Below are 21,785 nucleotides of genomic sequence, written 5' to 3' on the forward strand. Positions count from 1 at the left end.
AGCCTCGGCTACCGCAGTCCCGCCGAATACGAGACCACACTCGCAGCCTGACCACCACACACCGATGGTGTCCGTCAAAGCGGAACAAGCTCACTAGGCCGGACGAGCCCACGGGCTGGAGCGAAGCCCAAGGCCGGGTGAGCCACAAGGCCGGACGAACTCACGGGCCAGAGCGAGACCCGGACAAGCCCACGGGCCGGAGCGAGGCCCAAGGTCGGGCGAGCCACAGGACCGGACGCACTCACCGGCCGGGGCGAGGCCCGAGGCCGGACAAGCCCATGGGCCGGAGCGAGGCCCGAAGCCGGGCGTCCACGGACCGGGGCGACGCCCGAGGCCGGCCGAGCCCGCGGACCGGGGCGAGGCGCAAGGCCGGGTGAGCCACAAGGCCGGGCGGACTCATGGGGCGGAGCGAGGCTCGAGGCCGGGCGCGCTCGGGGGCCAGAGGCCCGAAGCCGGGCGCCCTCGGGGCGGCCACGTGAGGCTCAACGCCCGTCTTACGCCTCGTTCTTCGTCAGGCGGGTGATGCCCGCGATGCGGTAGGCGTCCGCCTCCTCCAGTGTCTCGTGTTCCAGCAGCGCCTCCGCCAGCGCGTCCAACTGCCCTCGGTGGTCGCGGAGTTTGCGGATGGCCTCCTCGTAGCAGTCCTCCACCACGCGCCGCATCTCGTCGTCGATCACATCGAGGGTGCGCGGCGCGGCGGCGAGGCCGTAGGCCTGCTGGGCGTCGCTGGGGAGGGCGGACAGGCGTCCCACGCGCTCGCTCATGCCCCACCGGGCGACCATGCCCCGCGCGATGTTCGTGACCTGTTCGAGGTCGTTCTCGGCTCCCGTGGTGACCACCCCGTAGATCACCTGCTCGGCCGCCATCCCGCCCAGGGCGCCGATGATGCGGCCGCGCAGGTACTCCTCGGAGAGCGCGTACCGCTCCACCTCCGGCGTCGACATCGTCACCCCGAGCGCCCGGCCGCGCGGCACGATGGTGACCTTGCGGACGGGGTCGGCGCCGGGCTGCAGCATGCCCAGCAGCGCGTGCCCGCTCTCGTGGTAGGCGGTCCTGCGGCGGTCCTCCTCGGGCATGACGAGCGTGCGCTCGGCCCCCAGCTGCACCTTCTCCAGCGCCTCCGACAGGTCCGCCGAGGTCACCCGGTCCTGCTTGCGCTTGACCGCGAGCAGGGCGGCCTCGTTGGCGAGGTTGGCCAGATCCGCACCCGTCATGCCCGGGGTCGTGCGCGCCACCTGGGCGAGGTCCACGTCGCCGGCGAGCGGGATCCCCCGGGTGTGGATGCGCAGGATCGCCTCCCGTCCGCCGCGGTCCGGCGGGGAGACGCTGACCACCCGGTCGAAGCGGCCGGGCCGGGTCAGGGCCGGGTCCAGGATGTCGGCGCGGTTGGTCGCGGCGATGACGATGACGCCCTCCGAGCCCGAGAAGCCGTCCATCTCGGTGAGGATCTGGTTCAGCGTCTGCTCGCGCTCGTCGTGGCCGCTCACCGAGGCGCCTCCGCCGCGCACCCGCCCGATGGTGTCGATCTCGTCGATGAAGATGATCGACGGCGCCACCTTGCGCGCCTCGGCGAACAGCTCGCGCACCCGGGACGCGCCGACGCCGACGATCATCTCGATGAACTCCGAGGCGGAGGCCGAGAAGAAGGGCACCCCGGCCTCGCCGGCCACCGCCCGCGCCAGCAGGGTCTTGCCGGTGCCGGGCGAGCCCGCGAGCAGCACACCGCGGGGCATCTTGGCGCCCATCCTGCGGTAGACGTCCGGGTGCTCCAGGAAGTCGACCACGTCGTCGAGTTCGCCCTTGACCTCGTCGATGCCGGCCACGTCGGCGAAGGTGGTGCGCTGGGTGCCGGCGCGCAACTCGACCGGCTTGGGCGGGGTCTTGCGCCCCAGCATGCCGCCCGCACCGCCCAGCCCGCCGCCGAAGCGCCGGGCGACGAAGATCCACACGGCGACCAGGACCACGATCGGCACCAGCGAGATCAGCAGGTTGGACAGCAGACCGCGCTGCTGCACCACCGGCCGCGCGGTCACGGTGACGTCCCGCCGCTCCAGGTTCTGCCAGAGGTCGTCTTCGGCGAAGGCCGGCCGCTGGGTGCGGAAGCGGGTGTACTGGCCGCCGCCGTCGGGATCGTCCCGGGCCTTCTTGAGCTGGCCCTCGATCGCGTCGCCCTTGGAGTAGATCTTGTCGACGTTGCCCTCGTCGACCTGTTTGCTGAACTCCGTGTAGGCGATCGTGGGCTCGTCGCCCCGGTCGAGGTAGTTGAGCCCGATGTAGGCCAGCAGGAAGACGATCACGGCGGTGACGGCAAGGCCCCACCAGCGCCCGCGTCTCCTGCGGCCGCCGGGCCTCGCCGGCGGCTCGTCCGGAGTGCCCTCGGTGCGCCACGGCTGGTCGGGGTTCCGCCGCGGCGGCGCGGCATCGCTCATATCTGGACGTTACGGCACACAGCGGACGGCGGCACGCGCTGAGGGCGCCCTCCCGTGCGGAAGGACGCCCTCAGCGCCTTGCGTTCCTCGCGGTGTCACACGCCTCTGGCGTACGGCACCGGCGGGCTCAGCCCATGAACTTCTTGAACTCGTCCGGCAGCTCGAAGTCCTGGCCGCCCTGCTGGCCGGGCAGGCCGAAGGCGCCACCGGGGCCGCCCTGCGCGCCGGCCGCCCTGCGGGCCGCCTCCTCCTGCTCCTGCTGCCTGCGCTTCATCGGGTTGCCGGAGCGCTGCTTGCCCTTGGCCTTCTTCGGCTGCTTCTTGGTGCGGCCGGGGCCGCCGCCCATGCCGGGCATCCCCGGCATCCCGGGCATGCCGCCGCCCTGCGCCATGCGGGACATCATCTTGCGGGCCTCGAAGAACCGCTCGACCAGGCCCTTCACCGCGCTGACGTCGACACCGGAACCCTTGGCGATCCGGGCGCGGCGGGAGCCGTTGATGATCGTGGGGTCCTGGCGCTCGGCGGGGGTCATCGACTTGATGATCGCGGCCGTGCGGTCCACGTCCCGCTCGTCGAGGTTGTTGATCTGGTCCTTGATCTGCCCCATGCCGGGGAGCATGCCGAGGAGCTTGGAGATCGACCCCATCTTCCTGACCTGCTCCATCTGGGCCAGGAAGTCGTCGAGCGTGAACTCCTGACCCTTCTTGGACGCCAGCTTGGAGGCCATCTTGGCGGCCTCTTCCTGGCTGAAGGTCTTCTCCGCCTGCTCGATCAGGGTGAGCAGGTCGCCCATGTCGAGGATGCGGGACGCCATCCGGTCGGGGTGGAACTGGTCGAAGTCGTCGAGCTTCTCGCCGTTCGACGCGAACATGATCGGCTTGCCGGTGATCTGCCGGATCGACAGGGCGGCGCCGCCGCGCGCGTCGCCGTCGAGCTTGGAGAGGACCACGCCGTCGAAGCCGACGCCGTCGCGGAACGCCTCGGCGGTGTTGACGGCGTCCTGACCGATCATGGCGTCGACGACGAAGAGGATCTCGTCGGGGCTGACCGCGTCGCGGATGTCGGCGGCCTGCTGCATCATCTCGGCGTCGATGCCGAGGCGGCCCGCGGTGTCCACGATCACGATGTCGTGCACCCGGGACTTCGCGAAGTCGACGGAGTCCTTGGCGACCTGGACCGGGTCGCCGACGCCGTTGCCCGGCTGCGGCGCGTAGACGGCGACACCGGCGCGCTCGGCGACGACGCTCAGCTGGTTGACGGCGTTGGGGCGCTGGAGGTCGCAGGCGACCAGCAGCGGCGAGTGGCCCTGCTCCTTCAGCCAGCGGCCCAGCTTGCCCGCGAGGGTGGTCTTACCGGCGCCCTGGAGACCGGCGAGCATGATGACGGTGGGCGGCTGCTTGGCGAAGCGCAGCCGCCGGGTCTCGCCGCCGAGGATCGTGACGAGCTCGTCGTTGACGACCTTCAGGACCTGCTGGGCGGGGTTCAGCGCCCGGGAGACCTCGGCGCCGAGGGCACGCTCCTTGACGTTCTTGATGAACGTCCGCACGACAGGAAGGGCCACGTCCGCTTCGAGGAGCGCGATGCGGATCTCGCGCGCGGTGGCGTCGATGTCCGCCTCGCTCAAGCGCCCCTTGCCGCGGAGATTCTTGAAAGTCGCGCTGAGGCGGTCGGAGAGGGTATCGAACACGGCGACGTCGGTCCTCGGTGTCGGGGGCAGTGTGAGCGTCTTCCAGGGTATCGGTCCGCGCAAGCGAATCGTCCCCGCCCGCCGCGAACGGCGGACGGGGACGGCCTGCTGACGTGGTCCGGCCGGGGCCCGGGGTCAGGCCCTCAGCGTCTCCTCGAGTTTCCGCGCGACGGCCGTGGCCTCGCCGGGCGGCAGGGGGGCGCCCGTGTCGTCCGTGACGTAGAAGGCGTCGACGGCGTTGGCGCCGAGCGTGCTCACGTGCATGCTCCGCACGCGTACCGCCGCGTCCTCCAGCGCCCGCCCGATCCGCAGCAGCAGTCCGGGGGCGTCCTGGGCGCGGACCTCGATGACCGTGGCGTGGCGGGAGGCCGCGGGGGCGACCGTCACGCGCGCGGGGGGCGCGACCGTGCCCCGGCGCCTGGGGTAGGCGGCGTCCCGCTCGGCGAGCCGGCCCGCGATGTCCAGTGAGCCGTCCAGCGCGCGGACCAGGTCGGCGCGCAGCCGGGCCGCCTGGGGCAGCGAGCCGTACTCGGCGGCGACCCGCCAGTTGAGCAGCAGGACGGCGCCGTCGATGCCGGAGGGCAGGTCGTGGGCGCGCAGTTCGGCGGTGCGCACGGTCAGCCGGTGCAGGGCGAGGACGCCGGCGACGGCCGGGAGCACGCTGGGCTGGTCGGGTACGGCGACGATGAGTTCCACGCCGAGCGGTTCGGGGTCGCCGGGCGCTGGTCCGGCCGCCGGGTCGGCGGGCGGTTCGGTCTGGGCGCGCAGCGAGAGGACCGGGCTGCCGGTGGCGGCCGCCTCGATGGCGAGGCGCTCCTGTTCGGCGGTGGGCGCGGCGGCGGCCGGCTCCTCGGGTTCGTCCCCGGCGAGGACGGCGGCGACGCGTTTGACCAGGTCGGCGACGAGCGAGCCGCGCCAGGAGGACCAGGCGGCCGGGCCGGTGGCGAGGGCGTCGGCCTCGGTCAGGGCGTGCAGCAGTTCGAGTGTGCCGGGTGAGCCGACGGCTTCGGCGACCGAGTGGACGGTGGCCGGGTCCTCCAGGTCGCGCCGGGTGGCCGTCTCGACGAGCAGCAGGTGGTGGCGGACGAGGGTGGCGAGGACGGCGGCGTCCGCCTGGTCGAAGCCGATGCGGACGGCGACGTCCCTGGCGATGGTCTCGCCGGCCACGGAGTGGTCGCCGGGCCAGCCCTTGCCGATGTCGTGCAGCAGCGCGGCGACCAGGAGGAGGTCGGGCCGACTGACGCGTCGGGTGAACTCCGAGGCGCGCACGGCGGTCTCGATGAGGTGCCGGTCGACGGTCCACAGGTGCACGGCGTTGCGCTGCGGCCGGCAGCGCACCCGCTCCCAGTCGGGCAGCAGCCGGGTGATCAGGCCGGCGGCCTCCAGTGCCTCCCAGACGTCGACGGTGGGGCGGCCGGAGCCGAGCAGGGTGACCAGTTGTTCGCGTGCCTCGGCGGGCCAGGGCGTGGGCAGGGGACGCACGGTGGCGGCGAGGCGGCGTACGGCGTGGAGGGAGAGCGGGAGGCCGGCCTGGGCGGCGGCGGCCGCGGCGCGCAGCGGGAGCACGGGGTCGCGTTCGGGGCGTGCGGCGCGGGCGAGCACCACCTCGCCGTCCTGCTCGACGACGCCTTCGGCGAGCGGGGAGCGTTCGGCGGTGGGCTTGCCGCCGCCGAGCATGGCGCGCAGCCTCGGCCGCACGGCGCGCGACCGGAGCACGCGCCCCACTTCGCGCCAGGTGACGTCGCTGGCGTAGGAGATGACGCGGGCGGCCTCGTAGACCTGGCGCAGGAGGGTGTCGGCGTCCAGGAGGCCCAGTTCGGCGGCGACCTGGTCCTGCTCCTGGAGGGAGAGGCGGTCGGTGGCGCGGCCGGTGGTCAGGTGGAGGGCGTCGCGGACGTCGAGGAGCCTGCGGCGGGCGTCGTCGAGGCCTTCGCGGGGTGCGTCGGCGAGCCAGGAGGCGGCGACGGCGCGCAGGGCGGTGGCGTCCCTGAGGCCGCCGCGGGCCTCCTTCAGGTCGGGTTCGAGGAGGTACTGGAGTTCGCCCTGGCGGTCGGCGCGTTCGGCGCAGAGCTCCTGGAGCTGGGGCAGGCGTTTGGGCGCCTGGTTGCGCCAGTCGGCGAGGGCGGCGGTGCGCAGTGCGGCCGTCACCGCCGGGTCGCCGGCGAGGTGGCGGGCGTCCAGCAGGCCGAGGTGGACCTTCAGGTCCTCGCCGGCCGTCTTGCGGGCCTCGGCGGGGGTGCGCACGGAGTGGTCGAGGGCGAGGCCGAGGTCCCACACGGGGTACCAGAGGCGGTCGGCGAGTGCGGCGATCTCCGCGGGGTCGCCGCCGTCGTGCAGCAGGAGGAGGTCGAGGTCGCTGCGCGGGGACAGTTCGCCTCGGCCGTAGCCGCCGACGGCGACCAGGGAGACGCCCTGGGCGGCGCCGGCGGCCGCGGTGAACAGTCCCGCGAGCCAGTCGTCGGTGAGTTGGGACAGGGCCTTACGGCGCGGCGGCCCGGACCGCGTCTCCTCGGTGAGGAGGCGCAGCCGGGCCGCCGCGTAACCGCTGGGTCCCGAGTCCTCTGCTTCTTTCCGCACGTCCGTACTCGTCACCCAGTGGCTCCTGTTCTGTGCTGCCGTCAGAGCGCGTCCGGGCCGCGCTCGCCGGTGCGGACCCGTACGGCCGTCTCGACCGGGAGGGACCAGACCTTGCCGTCGCCGATCTTGCCGGTGCGGGCCGCCTTGACCACGACGTCGATCAGCTGTTCGGCGTCGTCGTCCTCGGCCAGCACCTCGATGCGGATCTTGGGGACCAGGTCCACCGTGTACTCGGCGCCGCGGTAGACCTCGGTGTGGCCCCGCTGACGACCGTAGCCGCTGGCCTCGGTGACCGTCAGACCGTGCACGCCGAAGGCCTGGAGGGCTTCCTTGATCTCGTCGAGGCGGTGGGGCTTGACGACGGCGGTGATGAGCTTCATGCGTCCACCTTCTTGGCGGTGTCGGGCACGGGGGCCGGGAGGGCGGTCGAGCGGGCGCCGCCGCCGGCTCCGCTGAAGTCGTATGCGGTCTCCGCGTGCTCGGCCTGGTCGATGCCGGCGACCTCGTCGTCCTCGGGGACGCGCATGCCGATGGTCTTGTCCAGGAGGAAGGCGAGGATCGCGGAGGCGATCAGGGAGTAGGCGAGGACGGCGAAGACGCCGGCGCACTGCTTCCAGAACTGGTCGAGGCCGCCGCCGTAGAAGAGGCCCTTGACGTCTGACTGGCCCTTGCCGCTGGCGAAGAAGCCGATCAGCAGGGAGCCGAGGACACCGCCGACCAGGTGGACGCCGACGACGTCGAGGGAGTCGTCGTAGCCGAACTTGTACTTCAGGCCGACGGCCATGGCGCACAGGAAGCCCGCGATGGCGCCGACGGCGATCGCGCCGAGCGGGGAGACCGCGCCGCCCGCCGGGGTGATGGCGACCAGGCCGGCGACCGCGCCGGAGGCGGCGCCGAGGGTGGTGAACGCGCCGTGGCGGATCTTCTCGTAGATCAACCAGGCCAGCATGGCGGCGGCGGTGGCGACCTGGGTGTTGACGAACATCAGCGCGCCCACGCCGTCGTCGTTGCCGAGCCAGGAGCCGGCGTTGAAGCCGAACCAGCCGAACCACAGCAGACCGGCGCCGAGCATGACCAGCGGAAGGCTGTGCGGGCGCATCGGGTCCTTCTTGAAGCCGACGCGCTTGCCGATGACCAGGATCACGCCGAGGGCCGCGGCGCCGGCGTTGATGTGGACGGCCGTGCCGCCGGCGAAGTCGATGACGCCGAGTTCGAAGGCCCAGCCGCCGGCGCCCCAGACCCAGTGCGCGACGGGGAAGTAGACGACCGTGGCCCACAGGGCGACGAACAGCGCCCAGGCGCTGAACTTGACGCGGTCGGCGAGGGCGCCGCTGATCAGGGCCGGGGTGATGACGGCGAACATCAGCTGGAAGACGAGGAAGACGAAGACCGGGATGGTGTAGCCGTCCCACAGCTCGGTCAGGCCGATGTTGCTGAGGCCGACCCAGTCCGAGTTCCAGCCGATGAGGCTGCCGGAGTCGGTGCCGAAGGCGAGGGAGAAGCCGTACAGCACCCACAGGATGGTGACGATCCCGAGGCTGATGAAGCTCATCATCAGCATGTTCAGGGTGCTCTTGACGCGGACCATGCCTCCGTAGAAGAAGGCCAGGCCCGGTGTCATGAGCATCACCAGGGCGGAACAGATGAGCATGAAGCCTGTGTTCGCGGACGACAGCGTGGGTGCGTCCGCCGCAAGCGTGATGGCTGATGCCATCGGCGTCTCCTCGTCGTAGGTACGGCCCCGTGCGGGCGAAGCCTGAGCGGAATGAGGGGTGGGCCGCTTATGGGCCACGAGATTGACGCAGCGCGGTTTCGGTGGAAGCCCCTCGTTGTTTCGCCGCCGTGACGAAGGCGCCGTGCGTGTTACGCGTCGATGAACTGGCGGATGCCGCCTCAGCCGATCGTTATCGTGGCGCAACCTTCACCCGGCGGACGCCGGGGCTCGCCGGGAGGGAAGCGGACCGGCCGCGGTCGGCCTTCCGACGACCTGGCATGGGGGAGCCGAGTCGGGCGGTTCGGGAAGGCCGGCCGCGGCCGGGGTTCAGGGCGGTCGCGTCGGCGGTCAGACCGCTTCGGCGGCCTCCGGCAGCTCGACGGCGAGCCGGTCGGTGAGGTCGACGACCTCGGTGAGGTCCCCGAAGTCGCGGACCGCGCAGTCCACGGTCTTCCGGATACGGGTGTTCACCCGCTCGGAGCGGACCTTCTTGGCCTCCTTCATGGCCTGCGCGGCCAGCACCGCGCTCTGTCCGGGCTCGCGGCGCAGCAGATGGACGGTGGCCATGCCGATGAGGTTCAGCACGTAGGACCGCTGGTGGTGCTCGTCCTTGGCGAAGAGATCGACGGCCCGCTGCATCAGGGGTTCGGCGAGTGAGGCGTAGGTGGGGCTGCGGCCGGCGACGTAGGCCAGGTCGCGGTAGGAGTGGGAGTTCTCGCCGTGCAGTTCGGCCTCGGAGAAGAAGCGGATCCAGTCGGGGTCGGGCTCGTCCCAGTCGGCGGCGTCGGCGAAGGTGTCCTCGGCCATCCTGACCGCCCGTTTGCACCGGCCGGGCTGGCCCATGTTGGCGTAGGCGCGGGCCTCCATCGCATACAGCATGGACTGGGTGCGCGGGCCGGCGCAGTCCCGGCTGCCGTACTGGGCGAGGTGGATCAGCTCCAGGGCGTCCTCGGGCCGTCCCAGGTGGATCATCTGACGGCTCATGCTGGACAGGATGTAGGAGCCGAGCGGCCGGTCGCCGGCCTCCTTGGCGGCGTGCAGGGCGAGGACGAAGTACTTCTGCGCGGTGGGCTGGAGTCCGACGTCGTAGCTCATCCAGCCGGCGAGTTCGGCCAGTTCGGCGGCGACCTTGAAGAGCCTGCGGGCGGTGGCCTCGGGCTGGGGCTCCTGGAGGAGGTCCGTCACCTCGTGCAGCTGTCCGACGACGGCCTTGCGGCGCAGTCCGCCGCCGCACTGGGCGTCCCACTGCCGGAACATCACGGTCGTGGACTCCAGCAGGTCCAGCTCGGGCCTGGAGAGCCGGCCGCGCGCGCGGCTGGTCGGGAGGGGCTCCGCCTCCGGCGGGGTGGGCGGCGAGGGGACGAGCCAGCGCTGCATGGGCTCGATGAGGGTGGGGCCCGCGGACAGGGCCAGCGACGTTCCGAGGAAGCCGCGCCGGGCCAGCATCAGGTCGCTGCGCGAGAACTCGCTGAGCAGGGCCACTGTCTGCGGGCCGGTCCAGGGCAGGTCGACGCCGGTGGCCGCGGGCGTCTGCCGCGGGGTGCGCAGACCGAGGTCCTCGACGGAGACGACGCAGCCGAACCGCTCGGTGAACAGCTCGGAGAGGATCTTGGGGATGGGCTCGCGGGGGTTCTCGCCGTCCAGCCAGCGGCGCACGCGCGAGGTGTCCGTGGAGATGTGGTTGGCGCCCAGCTGGCGGGCCCGGCGGTTGACCTGGCGGGCCAGTTCGCCCTTGGACCAGCCGCTGCGCACGAACCAGGACGTGAGCAGCTCGTTGGGGCGCTTGTCGGCGGGCGCGGCGCTCCCCGCGCTCGTCCCCCTACCGCTGTTGCCGCTCACTGGAACGCCCCCATCCCTGAGACCACTTGTCGCTTCGCTGCGCCAAGCCCTATCAGAATGCCGGTGGACGGGGTCCGCCGTCCGGCGGTTCTCACCCTTCGAACGGCTGGCCGACTTGCCCCCGGCATACCCACAGAGGCAAGTGCCCCTGGGTCTCGCACACTCAAAGTAACCCCACGATCACGCGCCGACCACGGCGGTTCCAGAAACGCCACCATTCGCCACCCCTTCGAATGAACCTACGGTGGCGCGTTGGCGATTCACTTGACATAGGACGGCCAGGGGTGGGCGGAACGGTGCACTCAGGGGCGTGCGCAGTTGTACGCACCACCTGGAGCGCTCCCGCAAGCCGCCTGAAAACGGCTGGGCCGGGAAGGCGAAAGCACGCAGAGTCACGAGGCGCGTCCGCTGCGTGACCACCGGTGCGCCGGACCCGTTGGAGGGGGCATGGGCTTCACGATCGGCGGCATTCGCGAGATCCGCTCCGGCGCGCGCAGGCGCGGTCGCTCGTCCGAGTGCACCGCCGTCGCCGAGTTCACCGGACTGTGGGGGTGGGACGTGGTGCCGGGGGCGCGGGCCGCCGGCGGTCTGTGCTCCTGCGGCCGCCCCGGCTGCCGGGCACCGGGCGCGCATCCTCTTTCGTGCGCGCCCCGCGTTCCGGCCGGCGCCACGCTCGACGACGTCACGCGCGCGTGGGCGGAGTACCCGGGCGCCTCGGTGATGCTGCCCGTCGGGGAGGCCTTCGACGTGGTCGAGGTGGCCGAGCCGGCCGGACGGCACGCCCTGATCCGCCTCGAACGCATGGGCCTCCCCCTCGGCCCGGTGACCGCCACCCCCGAGGGGCGCGCCCAGTTCCTGGTCGCTCCCGGGGCCGCCGACGAGCTGCCCGACCTGCTGTACCGCATGGGCTGGGACGCGCCGGACTCCCTGGACCTGCGCGGCCTCGGCCCCGGCGCGCACATCACGGCGCCGCCCTCCGACCGGGGCGGCCTCGGCCCCGTGCGCTGGCTGCGCCCGCCCGCGCTGGACTCGGCGACCCGGCCGCCCGAGGCCCGCCTGCTGCTCGGCACCCTGGCGTACGTGGCCCACCGCTCCCGCGCGTAGGGCTCCGGCGTACACACCCACCGGCTCCGGCGTACACCCCACCGGCGTACGCCACGAAAACCCCTCACCCCGGCCGCACACGGCGAAGCGCCCGCTCCCACTGGATCAGGGGCGGGCGCTTCCTCGCGTGGCGGAGGTGGTCAGTCCCCGATGAGCGCGTCGACGAACGCCTCGGGTTCGAACGGCGCCAGGTCGTCCGCGCCCTCGCCGAGCCCGATCAGCTTGACCGGCACGCCCAGCTCGCGCTGGACCGCGACCACGATGCCGCCCTTGGCCGTGCCGTCGAGCTTGGTCAGCACGATGCCGGTGATGTCGACGACCTCGGCGAAGACCCGCGCCTGGACGAGGCCGTTCTGGCCGGTGGTGGCGTCGAGGACCAGCAGCACCTCGTCGAGCGGGGCGTGCTTCTCGACGACGCGCTTGACCTTGCCGAGCTCGTCCATGAGCCCGGTCTTGGTGTGCAGCCGCCCGGCGGTGTCGATGAGGACGACGTCGACCCCCATCTCCTTGCCCTCCTTGACCGCGTCGAAGGCGACCGAGGCGGGATCGCCCGCCTCCGGCCCGCGCACGGTGTGGGCTCCGACGCGCTCGCCCCAGGTCTGGAGCTGGTCGGCGGCGGCGGCCCGGAAGGTGTCGGCGGCGCCCAGGACGACCGTACGGCCGTCCGCGACGAGCACGCGCGCGAGCTTGCCGGTGGTGGTGGTCTTGCCGGTGCCGTTGACGCCGACGACCATCACGATGCCGGGCTTGCGGTCCTCGGGCTCGGTCTTCACGGTGCGGTCGACCTCGGTGCCGACCAGCTTGAGCAGCTCCTCGCGCAGCAGGCCGCGCAGCTCCTCGGGGGTGCGGGTGCCGAGCACCTTGACCCGCTCGCGCAGCCGTTCGACGAGTTCCTGGGTGGGCTGCACGCCGACGTCGGCGGTGAGCAGCGTGTCCTCGATCTCCTCCCACGTGTCCTCGTCGAGGTGCTCGCGCGAGAGCAGCGTGAGCAGACCCTTGCCGAGGGCGGTCTGGGAGCGGGAGAGGCGGGCGCGGAGGCGGACGAGCCGCCCCTCGGTGGGCTCCGGGATCTCGATCGGCGGAGCCTCGACGACGGGAGGTTCCTCGACGGCGGTGGGAGCGCCGCCGCCCGGGAGGTCCACCTCCTCGATGGTGCGGCGCGGTTCGTCGCGCGGCGTCTCGGCCTCGTCGCCGACGTGCGGCTCGGCCGGAGGCGCCGTGATGTCGGGCGCGGCGGGGGGCGGCGGGGGCAGCGGCTTCTTGCGCCGGCTGCCGACGACGAGCCCGCCGAGCGCGGCGACCACGACCACGGCGATGACTACAGCAAGGATGACGATGTCCATAACGCGTCCAGTATGCGCGACCCCTCCCCGCCGGGTCGGCCGCCGACGCGTGCGAACCGGGCGCCGCCCACCTCTGGCTACCTGACGGCCCGTCAGCTAGCGTCCTGCCCTCCACGACCGAAGGGGGCCCTGCCATGCCCGTGACCGTCGTCCGTTTCAACCTCGTCGCTCCCGGCGCGAGTCCCGCCGAGCTCGGCTCGCGCTACCGGGCGGCCCTGGAGATGGCCGCGTACGCCGACGAGCACGGGATCACCACGGTGCAGACCGAGGAGCACCACGGCGTGGAGAACAACTGGCTGCCCTCTCCGTTCGTCTTCGCGGGCGCGGTCCTCGGGGCGACCCGTCGGCTCGCGGTCACGGTCTCCGCGGTGATCGGCCCGTTGCACGACCCGCTGCGGCTGGCGGAGGACATCGCGGTGCTGGACCTGCTGAGCGGCGGCCGGCTGGTCACGGTAACCGGGATCGGGTACCGGCCCGAGGAGTACGCGCGGGCCGGGGTGGAGTGGGCGCGGCGGGGGCGGCTCCAGGACGAGGTGCTGCGGACGCTGCTGCGGGCGTGGACCGGAGAGGAGTTCGCATACCGGGGCCGTACGGTACGGGTCACCCCGCGGCCCGCTTCCGAGCCGCACCCCCTGCTGCTGGTCGGGGGCTCCTCGCGGGCCGCCGCCCGCCGGGCCGCCCGGCTCGGGCTGCCGTTCTTCCCCAGTGCGCACCTGCCGGAGCTGGAGGCGTACTACAAGGAACGGCTGGTGGAGTACGGGACGCAGGGCTGGGTGATGATGCCGGGGGCGCAGACCCCGCTGCTGCACATCACCGAGGACCCGGACCGGGTGTGGGCGAAGTACGGCGGGCACTTCCTCCACGAGGCCCGCACCTACGCCTCCTGGCAGTCGGCGGACATCCGCTCGGCGGTGCGTTCGCGGGCCACGTCGGTGGAGGAGCTGCGCGCGGAGGGCGTCTACCGCGTCCTGACCCCGGAGCAGTGCGCGGCGGAGGGCCTGGACAACCTCGTCCTCCATCCGCTGGTCGGGGGGATGCCCCTGGAGGAGGGCTGGCGGAGCCTGCGCCTGTTCGCCGAGCGCGCCCTCCCGGCCCTCGACGGCTGACCCGGGGCCCCGGGTCCGGCGACACGCGTGTCCAGGGTGTCCGGCGACACCGCCGCCCCCGTCCGGCTGTGGGCCGGGCGGGGGCGGCGGTGGGTGGGGAGGAGGGCGGCGGGGTGGTGGCCCTGCTCCCCGGGTCGGGTCAGCCCATCTCCTCCAGGGACTTGCCATTCGTCTCGTTGACGTACTTGAGGACGAAGGGGATGGAGAGGGCGGCGAAGGCCGCGTAGATCACGTAGGTGAGGGACAGGTTCCAGTCCGCCAGCGACGGGAAGCTCGCCGTGATGGCCCAGTTGGCGATCCACTGCGCGGAGGCGGCGACGCCGAGCGCGGCGGCGCGGATCCGGTTGGGGAACATCTCGCCCAGGAAGACCCAGACGACCACACCCCAGGACAGGGCGAAGAAGAGGACGAACACGTGGGCGGCGACGAGGGCGATCCAGCCCTGCGTGGCCGGGAGCTTGCCGCCGACGAGGTCGTAGGAGAAGGCCCAGGCCTCCAGCGCGAGGCCGATCACCATGCCGACGGAGCCCACGATCGCGAGCGGCTTACGGCCGACGCGGTCCACGAAGATCATGGCGATCACGGTGCCGACGATGTTGATGATCGACGTCGTGAACGAGTAGAAGAACGAGTCCGCCGGGTCGACGCCGACCGACTGCCACAGCGTCGAGGAGTAGTAGAACGCGACGTTGATGCCGACGAACTGCTGGAAGACCGACAGGCCGATGCCGATCCAGACGATCGGCTTGAAGAAGAAGGAGCCGCCGAGCAGGTCCCGGAAGCTGGACTTGTGCTCGCTCTTCATGGCGTGCTCGATCTCGGCGACCCGGGCGTCGAAGTCGACGTCCTTGCCCTCGACCTCCTGGAGGATCTCGCGGGCGCGCTCACGCCGGCCGACGGAGATGAGGAAGCGCGGCGACTCGGGGATGGCGAAGGAGAGCAGCCCGTACAGGACGGCCGGGACGACCATCACGCCCAGCATGACCTGCCAGGCCTCCAGGCCCATCAGCTGACCGCGCTGGTCGCCGTCGGCGGCGTTCAGCAGACCCCAGTTGACCAGCTGGGACACGGCGATGCCGACGACGATCGCGGCCTGCTGGAAGGAGCCGAGGCGGCCACGGTAGGCGGGCGGGGCGACCTCGGCGATGTAGGCCGGGCCGATGACGGAGGCCATGCCGATGGCGAAGCCGCCGACGACGCGCCAGAAGGCGAGGTCCCACAGGGAGAAGGGCAGCGCCGAGCCGACGGCGCTCACGGTGAACAGCGCGGCGGCGATCTGCATGCAGCGGATGCGGCCGATGCGGTCGGCTATCCGGCCGGCGGTCGCGGCGCCGATGGCGCAGCCGATCAGGGCGACGGCGATGACCTGGGCCAGGGCGGCGGAGCCGATGTCGTAGCGGTCGCGGATGGCTTCGACCGCGCCGTTGATCACGGAGCTGTCGTAGCCGAAGAGGAAGCCGCCCATGGCGGCCGCCGCGGCGATGAAGATGACGTGCCCGAGATGATCGGGATGAGCCGTTGCGGCTCCTGACTTGGGTGCCTGCGCTGTGCTGGTCACGTTCAACTCCTCGGGCCACCGGCAGCGCTGCCGGTGTGGGGTCAGCCCTTCGAGGTAGGCGGTACCTGAAGGTAAAAACGACGTTGCCGAGACTATGCCTTCAAGTTTCGAAGTCAAGGCCCGTACGTGTGTGAGAAAAGAGGCACACGTGAAGAGCATGTGTTCAATACTTGAAAGTAAGGTTCGGGGGTAAAAGAGGGCCCGCCGCTAGCGGAGCCGCTGGGAGATCACCTTCGACACGCCGTCGCCCTGCATCGAGACGCCGTAGAGCGCGTCGGCGACCTCCATGGTGCGCTTCTGGTGCGTGATCACGATGAGCTGCGAGGACTCCTGGAGTTCCTGCATGATGCGGATCAGCCGCTGCAGGTTGGTGTCGTCCAGCGCCGCCTCGACCTCGTCCATGACGTAGAACGGGCTCGGCCGGGCCTTGAAGATCGACACCAGCATGGCGACGGCCGTCAGCGACCGCTCCCCGCCGGACAGCAGCGACAGCCGCTTGACCTTCTTGCCCGGCGGCCGTGCCTCCACGTCCACACCCGTGGTGAGCATGTTGTCGGGGTCGGTCAGGATCAGCCGCCCCTCGCCACCGGGGAACAGCCGGCTGAACACGCCCTCGAACTCCCGGGCGGTGTCGCGGAACGCATCGGTGAAGACCTGTTCGACCCGTTCGTCGACCTCCTTCACCACCTGGAGCAGGTCGGCGCGCGTCTTCTTCAGGTCCTCCAGCTGCTCACTGAGGAACTGGTGACGCTCCTCCAGCGCGGCGAACTCCTCCAGGGCCAGCGGGTTCACCTTGCCGAGCTGCTGGTACGCCCGTTCCGCGGCCTTCAGCCGCTTCTCCTGCTCCGCCCGGGCGAACGGCCGGGGCCGGTTGCGCGGGTGCTCGGGATCCTCCGGCAGCTGCTCGCCGTCGGCGGGGGGCGAGGGCGGCACCAGTTGGTCCGGCCCGTACTCGGAGACGAGCCCTGCCGGTTCGACACCGAACTCCTCCAGCGCCTTGTTCTCCAGCTGCTCGATCCGCAGCCTCTTCTCCGCTCCTAGTACCTCGCCTCGGTGGACTGAATCCGTCAACTTGTCGAGTTCCGCCTTGAGATCACGCCCGGTGGTGCGGGCGGCGGCCAGTTCCCGCTCGCTGTGCGCCTTCGCCGCCTCGGCCGCGACCCGCTCCTCGTCCGCCCGGCGCACCGACACCTCGACGTGCGCGAGCAGTTGCCGGGCGCCGGAGGCGACGGCCTCCGCGACGGCGGCCTCGTGCCGCAGCCGCGCCCGCCGCCGCTCGGCACGCGCGCGTGCCTCCCGCTCGGCACGGGCCGCCCGGTCCAGCGCATCGGCCCGCCCGGCCAGACCCTTGACCCGCTCCTCGTGCGTACGGACCTGGAGCCGCGCCTCCATCTCGGTCTGCCGGGCGTTGGCCCCGTCGGCGGCGAGCCGGTCCCGCACGTGGGTGTCCGGCTCCTCCTCCCCCGGCATCTCCTCGGCCACGGCCAGCCGCTCGGCCAGCTCCTCGGCCTCCTCCACGGCCCTGTCCAGCGCCTCCTGGGCCCGGGTGGCCGCCGCGGCGGACCGCTCGGCCTCCCCCGCCGCGCCCCGCGCCTGCCCCGCGAGCCGCCCCAGCTGCTGGGCCACGCCCGACTTCTCCCGCTCGGCGGCCCGCCGCCGCTCCCCCGCCTCCTCGACGAGGGCCGCGCACGCCTCGCGCCGTTCACCGGCAGCGCGCTGCGCCTCCGTCAACTCCGCGCAGCGCACGGCAAGCTCATCCAGCTCGGCGGCGGCCTCGTCCACGGAGGCCTGCACCTCCAGCAGGCTGGGCGCCCCCGCCGACCCGCCGTGCGCGAAGTGCGCCCCCAGAAGGTCGCCTTCGGCGGTGACGGCGATGAGGTCCGGCCGCGCGTACACCAACTCCTCGGCGTCCTCCAGCGTCTCCACGACGACGATCTCCCGCAGGAGCCGCCGCACGGCGGGCAGAAGTTCGACAGGGGCCTTGACCAGGCCGGCGGCGTAGCGGGGAGCTCCGGGACCGTGGTCGATGCCGGTGGCGTGGGCGGGAGTGCTGCTGCCTGACGCGGGGGCGGGAGTGACGTTGTGGGCGGGTGCGGGCGTCTCGCCTTCCCCGGAGGCGAGGTGTGCGGGGACGCGGGCCGTGCCCGGCGCGGTGGTGGGGGCGTGGTCGTGGTTCCCGTCCGTGTCCTCGGCCTGCGCGGGCGTGACGGGGGCGGGGGCCTGGTCCTCCGGTGCTCCCGTCAGGAGCAGGGCCGCACGGCCCGCGTCCTGTTTGCGCAGGAGGCGGATGGCGTCGGCCGCCGCGGACGGGGTGGTGACGGCGAGGGCGTCGGCGGCGGCGCCGAAGGCCGCGGCGAGGGGGGCCTCGTAGCCGGGGGTGACGGTGAGGAGTTCCGCGGCGGGGCCGAGCACCCCGCCGAGGCGGTCCCTCGCCGCCAGCAGCGCGCCCGTGCCGTCCTTGCGGCGCAGGCCCAGCGCCAGGGCGTCATGGCGGGCCTTGGTCGCGGCCCGTTCGCGTTCGGCGGTGCCGGCCGCCTCGCGGGCGGCGCTCAGCGCGGCATCCGCCTCGGCGAGCCGCCGCTTCGCCTCCTCGTGCCGTTCGGCGAGTTCGGCGTCGTCGGCGTCGAGGCCGTCGACCTCGGCCTTCAGCGCCTCGTACTCCTCCTCGGCGGCGACGGCACGTTCCCGGGCCTCGTCCCGGGCGGCGGCCAGGCGGTCGATCTCGGCCTGGGCGGAGGCGGCGCGCGAGCGGGCCGCGTTGACCTGGCCGTTCAGCCGGGCGAGGCCCTCGCGGCGGTCGGCGATCGCGCGGGCGGCGTCCTTCAGCCGCCGTTCCTCCACGGCGAGCTCGCGCTCCAGGTCGGCGCGGTGGGCGACGGTGTCGTCGAGCGCCCGCTGCGCCGCCTCCAGGGCGGCTTCCAGCTCGGCCTCCTGCTCGCGCACCCGGGCGGCCTCACGCTCCAGGTCCTCGGGGTCGCGGCCACGCCGTTCCTCGGGGGGCGCGGAGGTGGCGCTCTTCACGCGCGCGTCGGCGAGCGAGATCGTGCCGCGGACGCGCTCGGCGAGCTGGGAGAGCTCGTACCAGGTCTGCTGCGCACGCTTCAGGCGTGGCGTGAGCCGGCGCACCTGGTCCTCCAGGAGTGCCTCGCGCTGGAGCGCCTTCCTCAGCTCCTGCTCGGCGCTGTCCTTGCGTTCCTTCAGCGCGGCCTCGTCGGCGACCTCGGCCCGGAGGGCCTCCTCCAGCCGTACGAGGTCGTCGGCGAGCAGGCGCAGCCGGGCGTCACGCAGGTCGGCCTGGATGACGGCGGCCCGGCGGGCGACGGCGGCCTGCCGGCCCAGCGGCTTGAGCTGGCGGCGCAGTTCGTCGGTCAGGTCCTGCACGCGCGCGAGGTTGGCCTGCATCGCGTCCAGTTTCCTGAGCGCCTTCTCCTTGCGCTTGCGGTGCTTGAGGACGCCCGCCGCCTCCTCGATGAAGGCGCGGCGGCCCATGGGATCGGCGTGCAGGACGGAGTCGAGCTGGCCCTGGCCGACGATGACGTGCATCTCCCGGCCGATGCCGGAGTCGGACAGCAGGTCCTGGATGTCGAGGAGGCGGCAGGTGTCGCCGTTGATCTGGTACTCGCTGCCGCCGTTGCGGAACATGATCCGCGTGATGGTGACCTCGGCGTACTCGATGGGCAGGGCCCCGTCGGAGTTGTCGATGGTCAGGGACACCTCGGCGCGGCCCAGCGGCGGGCGGCCGGTGGTGCCGGCGAAGATGACGTCCTCCATCTTGCCGCCGCGCAGCGACTTGGCGCCCTGCTCGCCCATGACCCAGCTGAGCGCGTCCACGACGTTGGACTTGCCCGAGCCGTTCGGTCCCACGACGCACGTGATGCCCGGCTCGAACCGGAGCGTGGTCGCCGAGGCGAACGACTTGAACCCCCGCAGGGTCAGGGCCTTGAGGTGCACGGCGCTGGACTCTACCTTCCCGACTTGTCCCACTCCGTGAACCCGCGGTTTCACCCTTGAACGCTGAGGGCAGACCCTTCGTTGAAGAGGGGGAAGGATGCGCGGGGGAAGACGATCGGCGGATCGGGACGGAAGCGGGGGTCAGCCGGGGGATCGGGGGAAGAAATAAGGGACGCCGAAGCGTCCCTTGCTACTTCTGACAACTTTAGCGGTCCGACGCGATGGGAATGTTTCTCCCCTTCGCTGCGCCTGCTGTCGTGGAGCGGTGCAGCGATCAGGTGAGCGCAGGCTCCGCCTGGTGTGCGTCGATGCTCTCCATGAACCTGTCGTGAGAAGCGGCAGCCGTCAGAGCGTCGTTCTCGGCCTGGATACGTCCGAGCTCGTTTTCCAGGTCCTGGACGCGCTGCTGGAGCCGTCGCATCTCGGCGAGGAGTCGCGGGTCGGAGCCGCCGACGTAACCGAGAAGCGCCTTTGCCATGATGGATGGTCCTCCACACTGAGTGACCGACCGAAGCGGTGGTGGGTCGTGAGGGATTCGCACCCGCGGTGTTGACCGGATCTTGTTCGTGCTGACGTTCATCCATGCCAAACAGCTAGGTGCGCGGGGTGCTTTCAGCGTCTCACCAAAAAGTTTGACGGTCAACACGATCACGCCCCGTATCGGTGGGCATCCGTGGGGCGCGCGGCCGGAAACGGCGGCGCTGTGACTCCCGCGGGCCCTCAGGGCGTGGCGATCATCTTTGCGTGCGGAGCCTGCCACGGCAAGCGGTTCTTGGCAACCACCTGCTTCTTTTCGCTTCGGGCGGCCGCCGACGGTACGTTTCCGCGCCGCCGCGTCCCGCCGGGGCGCGTGTTTCGTCAGCGGATGGCGAAGCCGTCGTAGCCGCCGCGGGGTGTGTCCCATATCTCTGTGACTCCGTCCACGCGCCCGGGCGTGTCGTCACTCAGGAGCCACTCCAGCAACCCCTGGCAGGCCTCACGACTGCCCTCGCCGACGACCTGGACCCGCCCGTCGGCCAAATTGAGAGCAAAGCCACTCAGGCCGCCGATCTCCAGCGCCTTGGCCCGCGTGAACCAGCGGAAACCCACACCCTGGACGTGTCCGCGCACCCAGGCCACCATCCGTACTTCCTCGCTCATGACTGCCATCTAACCGGGCGAAGTCACTCGGAACGCTTCCGCCCCCAGCGCCATGCGGTACCGTCCCGACCCAATGAATCTCATATGAAACTCACTCGATCGAGTGAGTCAGGTTGACCGTATGGAGTCAGTGACGCCATGCGCCGCCCGGCGCGGGTCGACCGAGGGAGACCGTTCGGACGAGGAAGGCCACATGGGACGCCACCGACGCGCCACCGCCGGCCACGGCGCGCAGGACCGTCACGCCGATGACCCCGTCATGGGCATCGCGCCGTACCTGAACCCGGAGGCGTACGCCGACTCGGCCGCCAGGAGCCGCGACTACCTGTACGCGACGGACGACGACCACGCCCGGTCCGCCGAGGACACCGCGGTCCTCACGGCGGACGGCTTCAGCCCCGGCGGTTCCGGGTCGACCAGGCCCGGCCGGGGCGGGACGGGCCGGCGCCGCAAGCGCAAGGCCGTGACCCCGGTCAAGACGGGCCTGCTCGGGATGTCCGCGGCCGTTGCCCTCGGCACGGTCGCGGTGGCGTCCGGCGTGGTGCCCGGCCTCGACGGTTACAAGCTGGGCGGGGGCGGCGGCCCCTCGGACAGGGTGACGGCCGCCGACCCGCCGGCCAACTCCGCCACGGAGTTCGGCGGCACGTCCGGCTCCGCCGACGCCGGCGCCGAGCGCGGCGAGTCGCCGACCAGCCGGGACGCGGGCCGGTCCGGCGCGCCGTCGGCCTCGGCTTCGGCCCCCGCGTCGACGCCGGCCTCGCCCAGCCCGTCGGCCTCGACGGCGTCGCCGAGCGCGTCGCCCGGCACCGGGAAGCCGACGACCACGCCGACGAAGCAGGCGCGCAAGCCCGCCCCGTCGAAGACGGCGTCGAAGTCGCCGGGCCGCAGCAGCGCCGCGGTCACGGTGTCCTCGGAGGTCCAGGCCGCGGCGGAGGTGCTGAAGCTCGTCAACGAGGAGCGCTCGAAGGTCGGCTGCAGCCCCGTCGCCGCGAACAGCTCCCTGGCCTCCCTCGCGCAGGCCTTCAGCGTGGACATGGCCAACCGGAACTTCTTCGACCACACCGACCCCGGCGGCGCGAGCCCCTGGGACCGGGCCGCGAAGGCCGGCATCACCGACCTCGGCGGCGAGAACATAGCCCGCGGCCAGGCCGACGCGGCGGCGGTCATGCAGGCCTGGATGAACAGCCCCGGCCACCGCGCCAACATCCTGAACTGCGACTTCAAGACCCTGGGCGTCGGCGTCCACTTCGGCTCGGGCGGCCCCTGGTGGACGCAGGACTTCGGCTACTAGGAGCGCCGACCGAGAGCGCTAACCATTGGTTAGCGCTCTCTGTCGT

General features: G+C 72.3%; 14 protein-coding genes. 3 read left to right on the top strand and 11 right to left on the bottom strand.

What is annotated here, in order from left to right:
• Positions 1-494: 494 nt before the first annotated feature.
• From ftsH to EV567_RS22955, 6 genes are all read right to left on the bottom strand, one after another.
• On the bottom strand, positions 495-2,429 hold the full coding sequence (ftsH, locus tag EV567_RS22930; RefSeq protein WP_130443134.1) for an ATP-dependent zinc metalloprotease FtsH: 1,935 nt from the start codon (positions 2,427-2,429) through the stop codon (positions 495-497).
• 127 nt (positions 2,430-2,556) lie between these two features.
• A complete protein-coding gene (ffh, locus tag EV567_RS22935; RefSeq protein ID WP_130443136.1) occupies positions 2,557-4,116 on the bottom strand; it encodes a signal recognition particle protein in 1,560 nt (519 codons plus the stop codon).
• Between the two features lie 135 nt (positions 4,117-4,251).
• Positions 4,252-6,708, bottom strand: coding sequence for a [protein-PII] uridylyltransferase (locus EV567_RS22940; RefSeq protein ID WP_130443138.1), 2,457 nt, complete (start codon positions 6,706-6,708; stop codon positions 4,252-4,254).
• A gap of 26 nt (positions 6,709-6,734) precedes the next feature.
• The gene (locus EV567_RS22945) at positions 6,735-7,073 is read right to left on the bottom strand and encodes a P-II family nitrogen regulator (RefSeq protein ID WP_009190863.1); all 339 of its coding nucleotides are present in this window, start codon (positions 7,071-7,073) and stop codon (positions 6,735-6,737) included.
• A complete protein-coding gene (locus EV567_RS22950) occupies positions 7,070-8,407 on the bottom strand; it encodes an ammonium transporter (RefSeq protein ID WP_130443140.1) in 1,338 nt (445 codons plus the stop codon). The genes EV567_RS22945 and EV567_RS22950 overlap by 4 nt, the downstream gene beginning before the upstream one ends.
• Before the next feature lie 348 nt (positions 8,408-8,755).
• A complete protein-coding gene (locus tag EV567_RS22955; protein ID WP_130443142.1) occupies positions 8,756-10,246 on the bottom strand; it encodes a hypothetical protein in 1,491 nt (496 codons plus the stop codon).
• Positions 10,247-10,693: 447 nt separating this feature from the next.
• On the opposite strand from EV567_RS22955, the gene EV567_RS22960 reads away from it, so the two are divergent.
• Positions 10,694-11,350: a bifunctional DNA primase/polymerase gene (locus EV567_RS22960; protein ID WP_130443144.1), complete on the top strand. Its 657-nt coding sequence runs from the start codon at positions 10,694-10,696 to the stop codon at positions 11,348-11,350.
• A gap of 140 nt (positions 11,351-11,490) precedes the next feature.
• Here the strand turns inward: EV567_RS22960 and ftsY are convergent, their stop codons facing one another.
• Entirely contained in the window at positions 11,491-12,693 is a 1,203-nt protein-coding gene (gene ftsY, locus EV567_RS22965; protein ID WP_130443146.1) for a signal recognition particle-docking protein FtsY, read from the bottom strand.
• A gap of 134 nt (positions 12,694-12,827) precedes the next feature.
• On the opposite strand from ftsY, the gene EV567_RS22970 reads away from it, so the two are divergent.
• Complete coding sequence (locus tag EV567_RS22970) at positions 12,828-13,799, top strand: LLM class flavin-dependent oxidoreductase (protein WP_130443148.1); 972 nt, start codon at positions 12,828-12,830, stop codon at positions 13,797-13,799.
• A gap of 139 nt (positions 13,800-13,938) precedes the next feature.
• Here EV567_RS22970 and EV567_RS22975 read toward each other — a convergent pair whose 3' ends face one another.
• The 4 genes from EV567_RS22975 to EV567_RS22990 form a co-directional block, all read right to left on the bottom strand.
• The gene (locus EV567_RS22975) at positions 13,939-15,357 is read right to left on the bottom strand and encodes a sugar porter family MFS transporter (RefSeq protein WP_130443150.1); all 1,419 of its coding nucleotides are present in this window, start codon (positions 15,355-15,357) and stop codon (positions 13,939-13,941) included.
• A gap of 207 nt (positions 15,358-15,564) precedes the next feature.
• Positions 15,565-19,308 (bottom strand): AAA family ATPase, encoded by a 3,744-nt coding sequence (locus tag EV567_RS22980; protein WP_130443152.1) that lies wholly within the window; start codon positions 19,306-19,308, stop codon positions 15,565-15,567.
• A gap of 274 nt (positions 19,309-19,582) precedes the next feature.
• Positions 19,583-19,786 carry a hypothetical protein gene (locus tag EV567_RS22985; RefSeq protein ID WP_073491170.1) on the bottom strand — a complete coding sequence of 68 codons (204 nt, stop codon included), beginning with the start codon at positions 19,784-19,786 and terminating at the stop codon, positions 19,583-19,585.
• Between the two features lie 380 nt (positions 19,787-20,166).
• On the bottom strand, positions 20,167-20,448 hold the full coding sequence (locus EV567_RS22990) for an acylphosphatase (RefSeq protein WP_130443154.1): 282 nt from the start codon (positions 20,446-20,448) through the stop codon (positions 20,167-20,169).
• Between the two features lie 193 nt (positions 20,449-20,641).
• On the opposite strand from EV567_RS22990, the gene EV567_RS22995 reads away from it, so the two are divergent.
• Positions 20,642-21,739 carry a CAP domain-containing protein gene (locus EV567_RS22995; protein ID WP_130443156.1) on the top strand — a complete coding sequence of 366 codons (1,098 nt, stop codon included), beginning with the start codon at positions 20,642-20,644 and terminating at the stop codon, positions 21,737-21,739.
• The last annotated feature ends 46 nt before the right edge of the window (positions 21,740-21,785 follow it).

Source organism: Streptomyces sp. BK239 (genome assembly GCF_004217285.1).
In the GTDB taxonomy this organism is placed as follows: domain Bacteria; phylum Actinomycetota; class Actinomycetes; order Streptomycetales; family Streptomycetaceae; genus Streptomyces.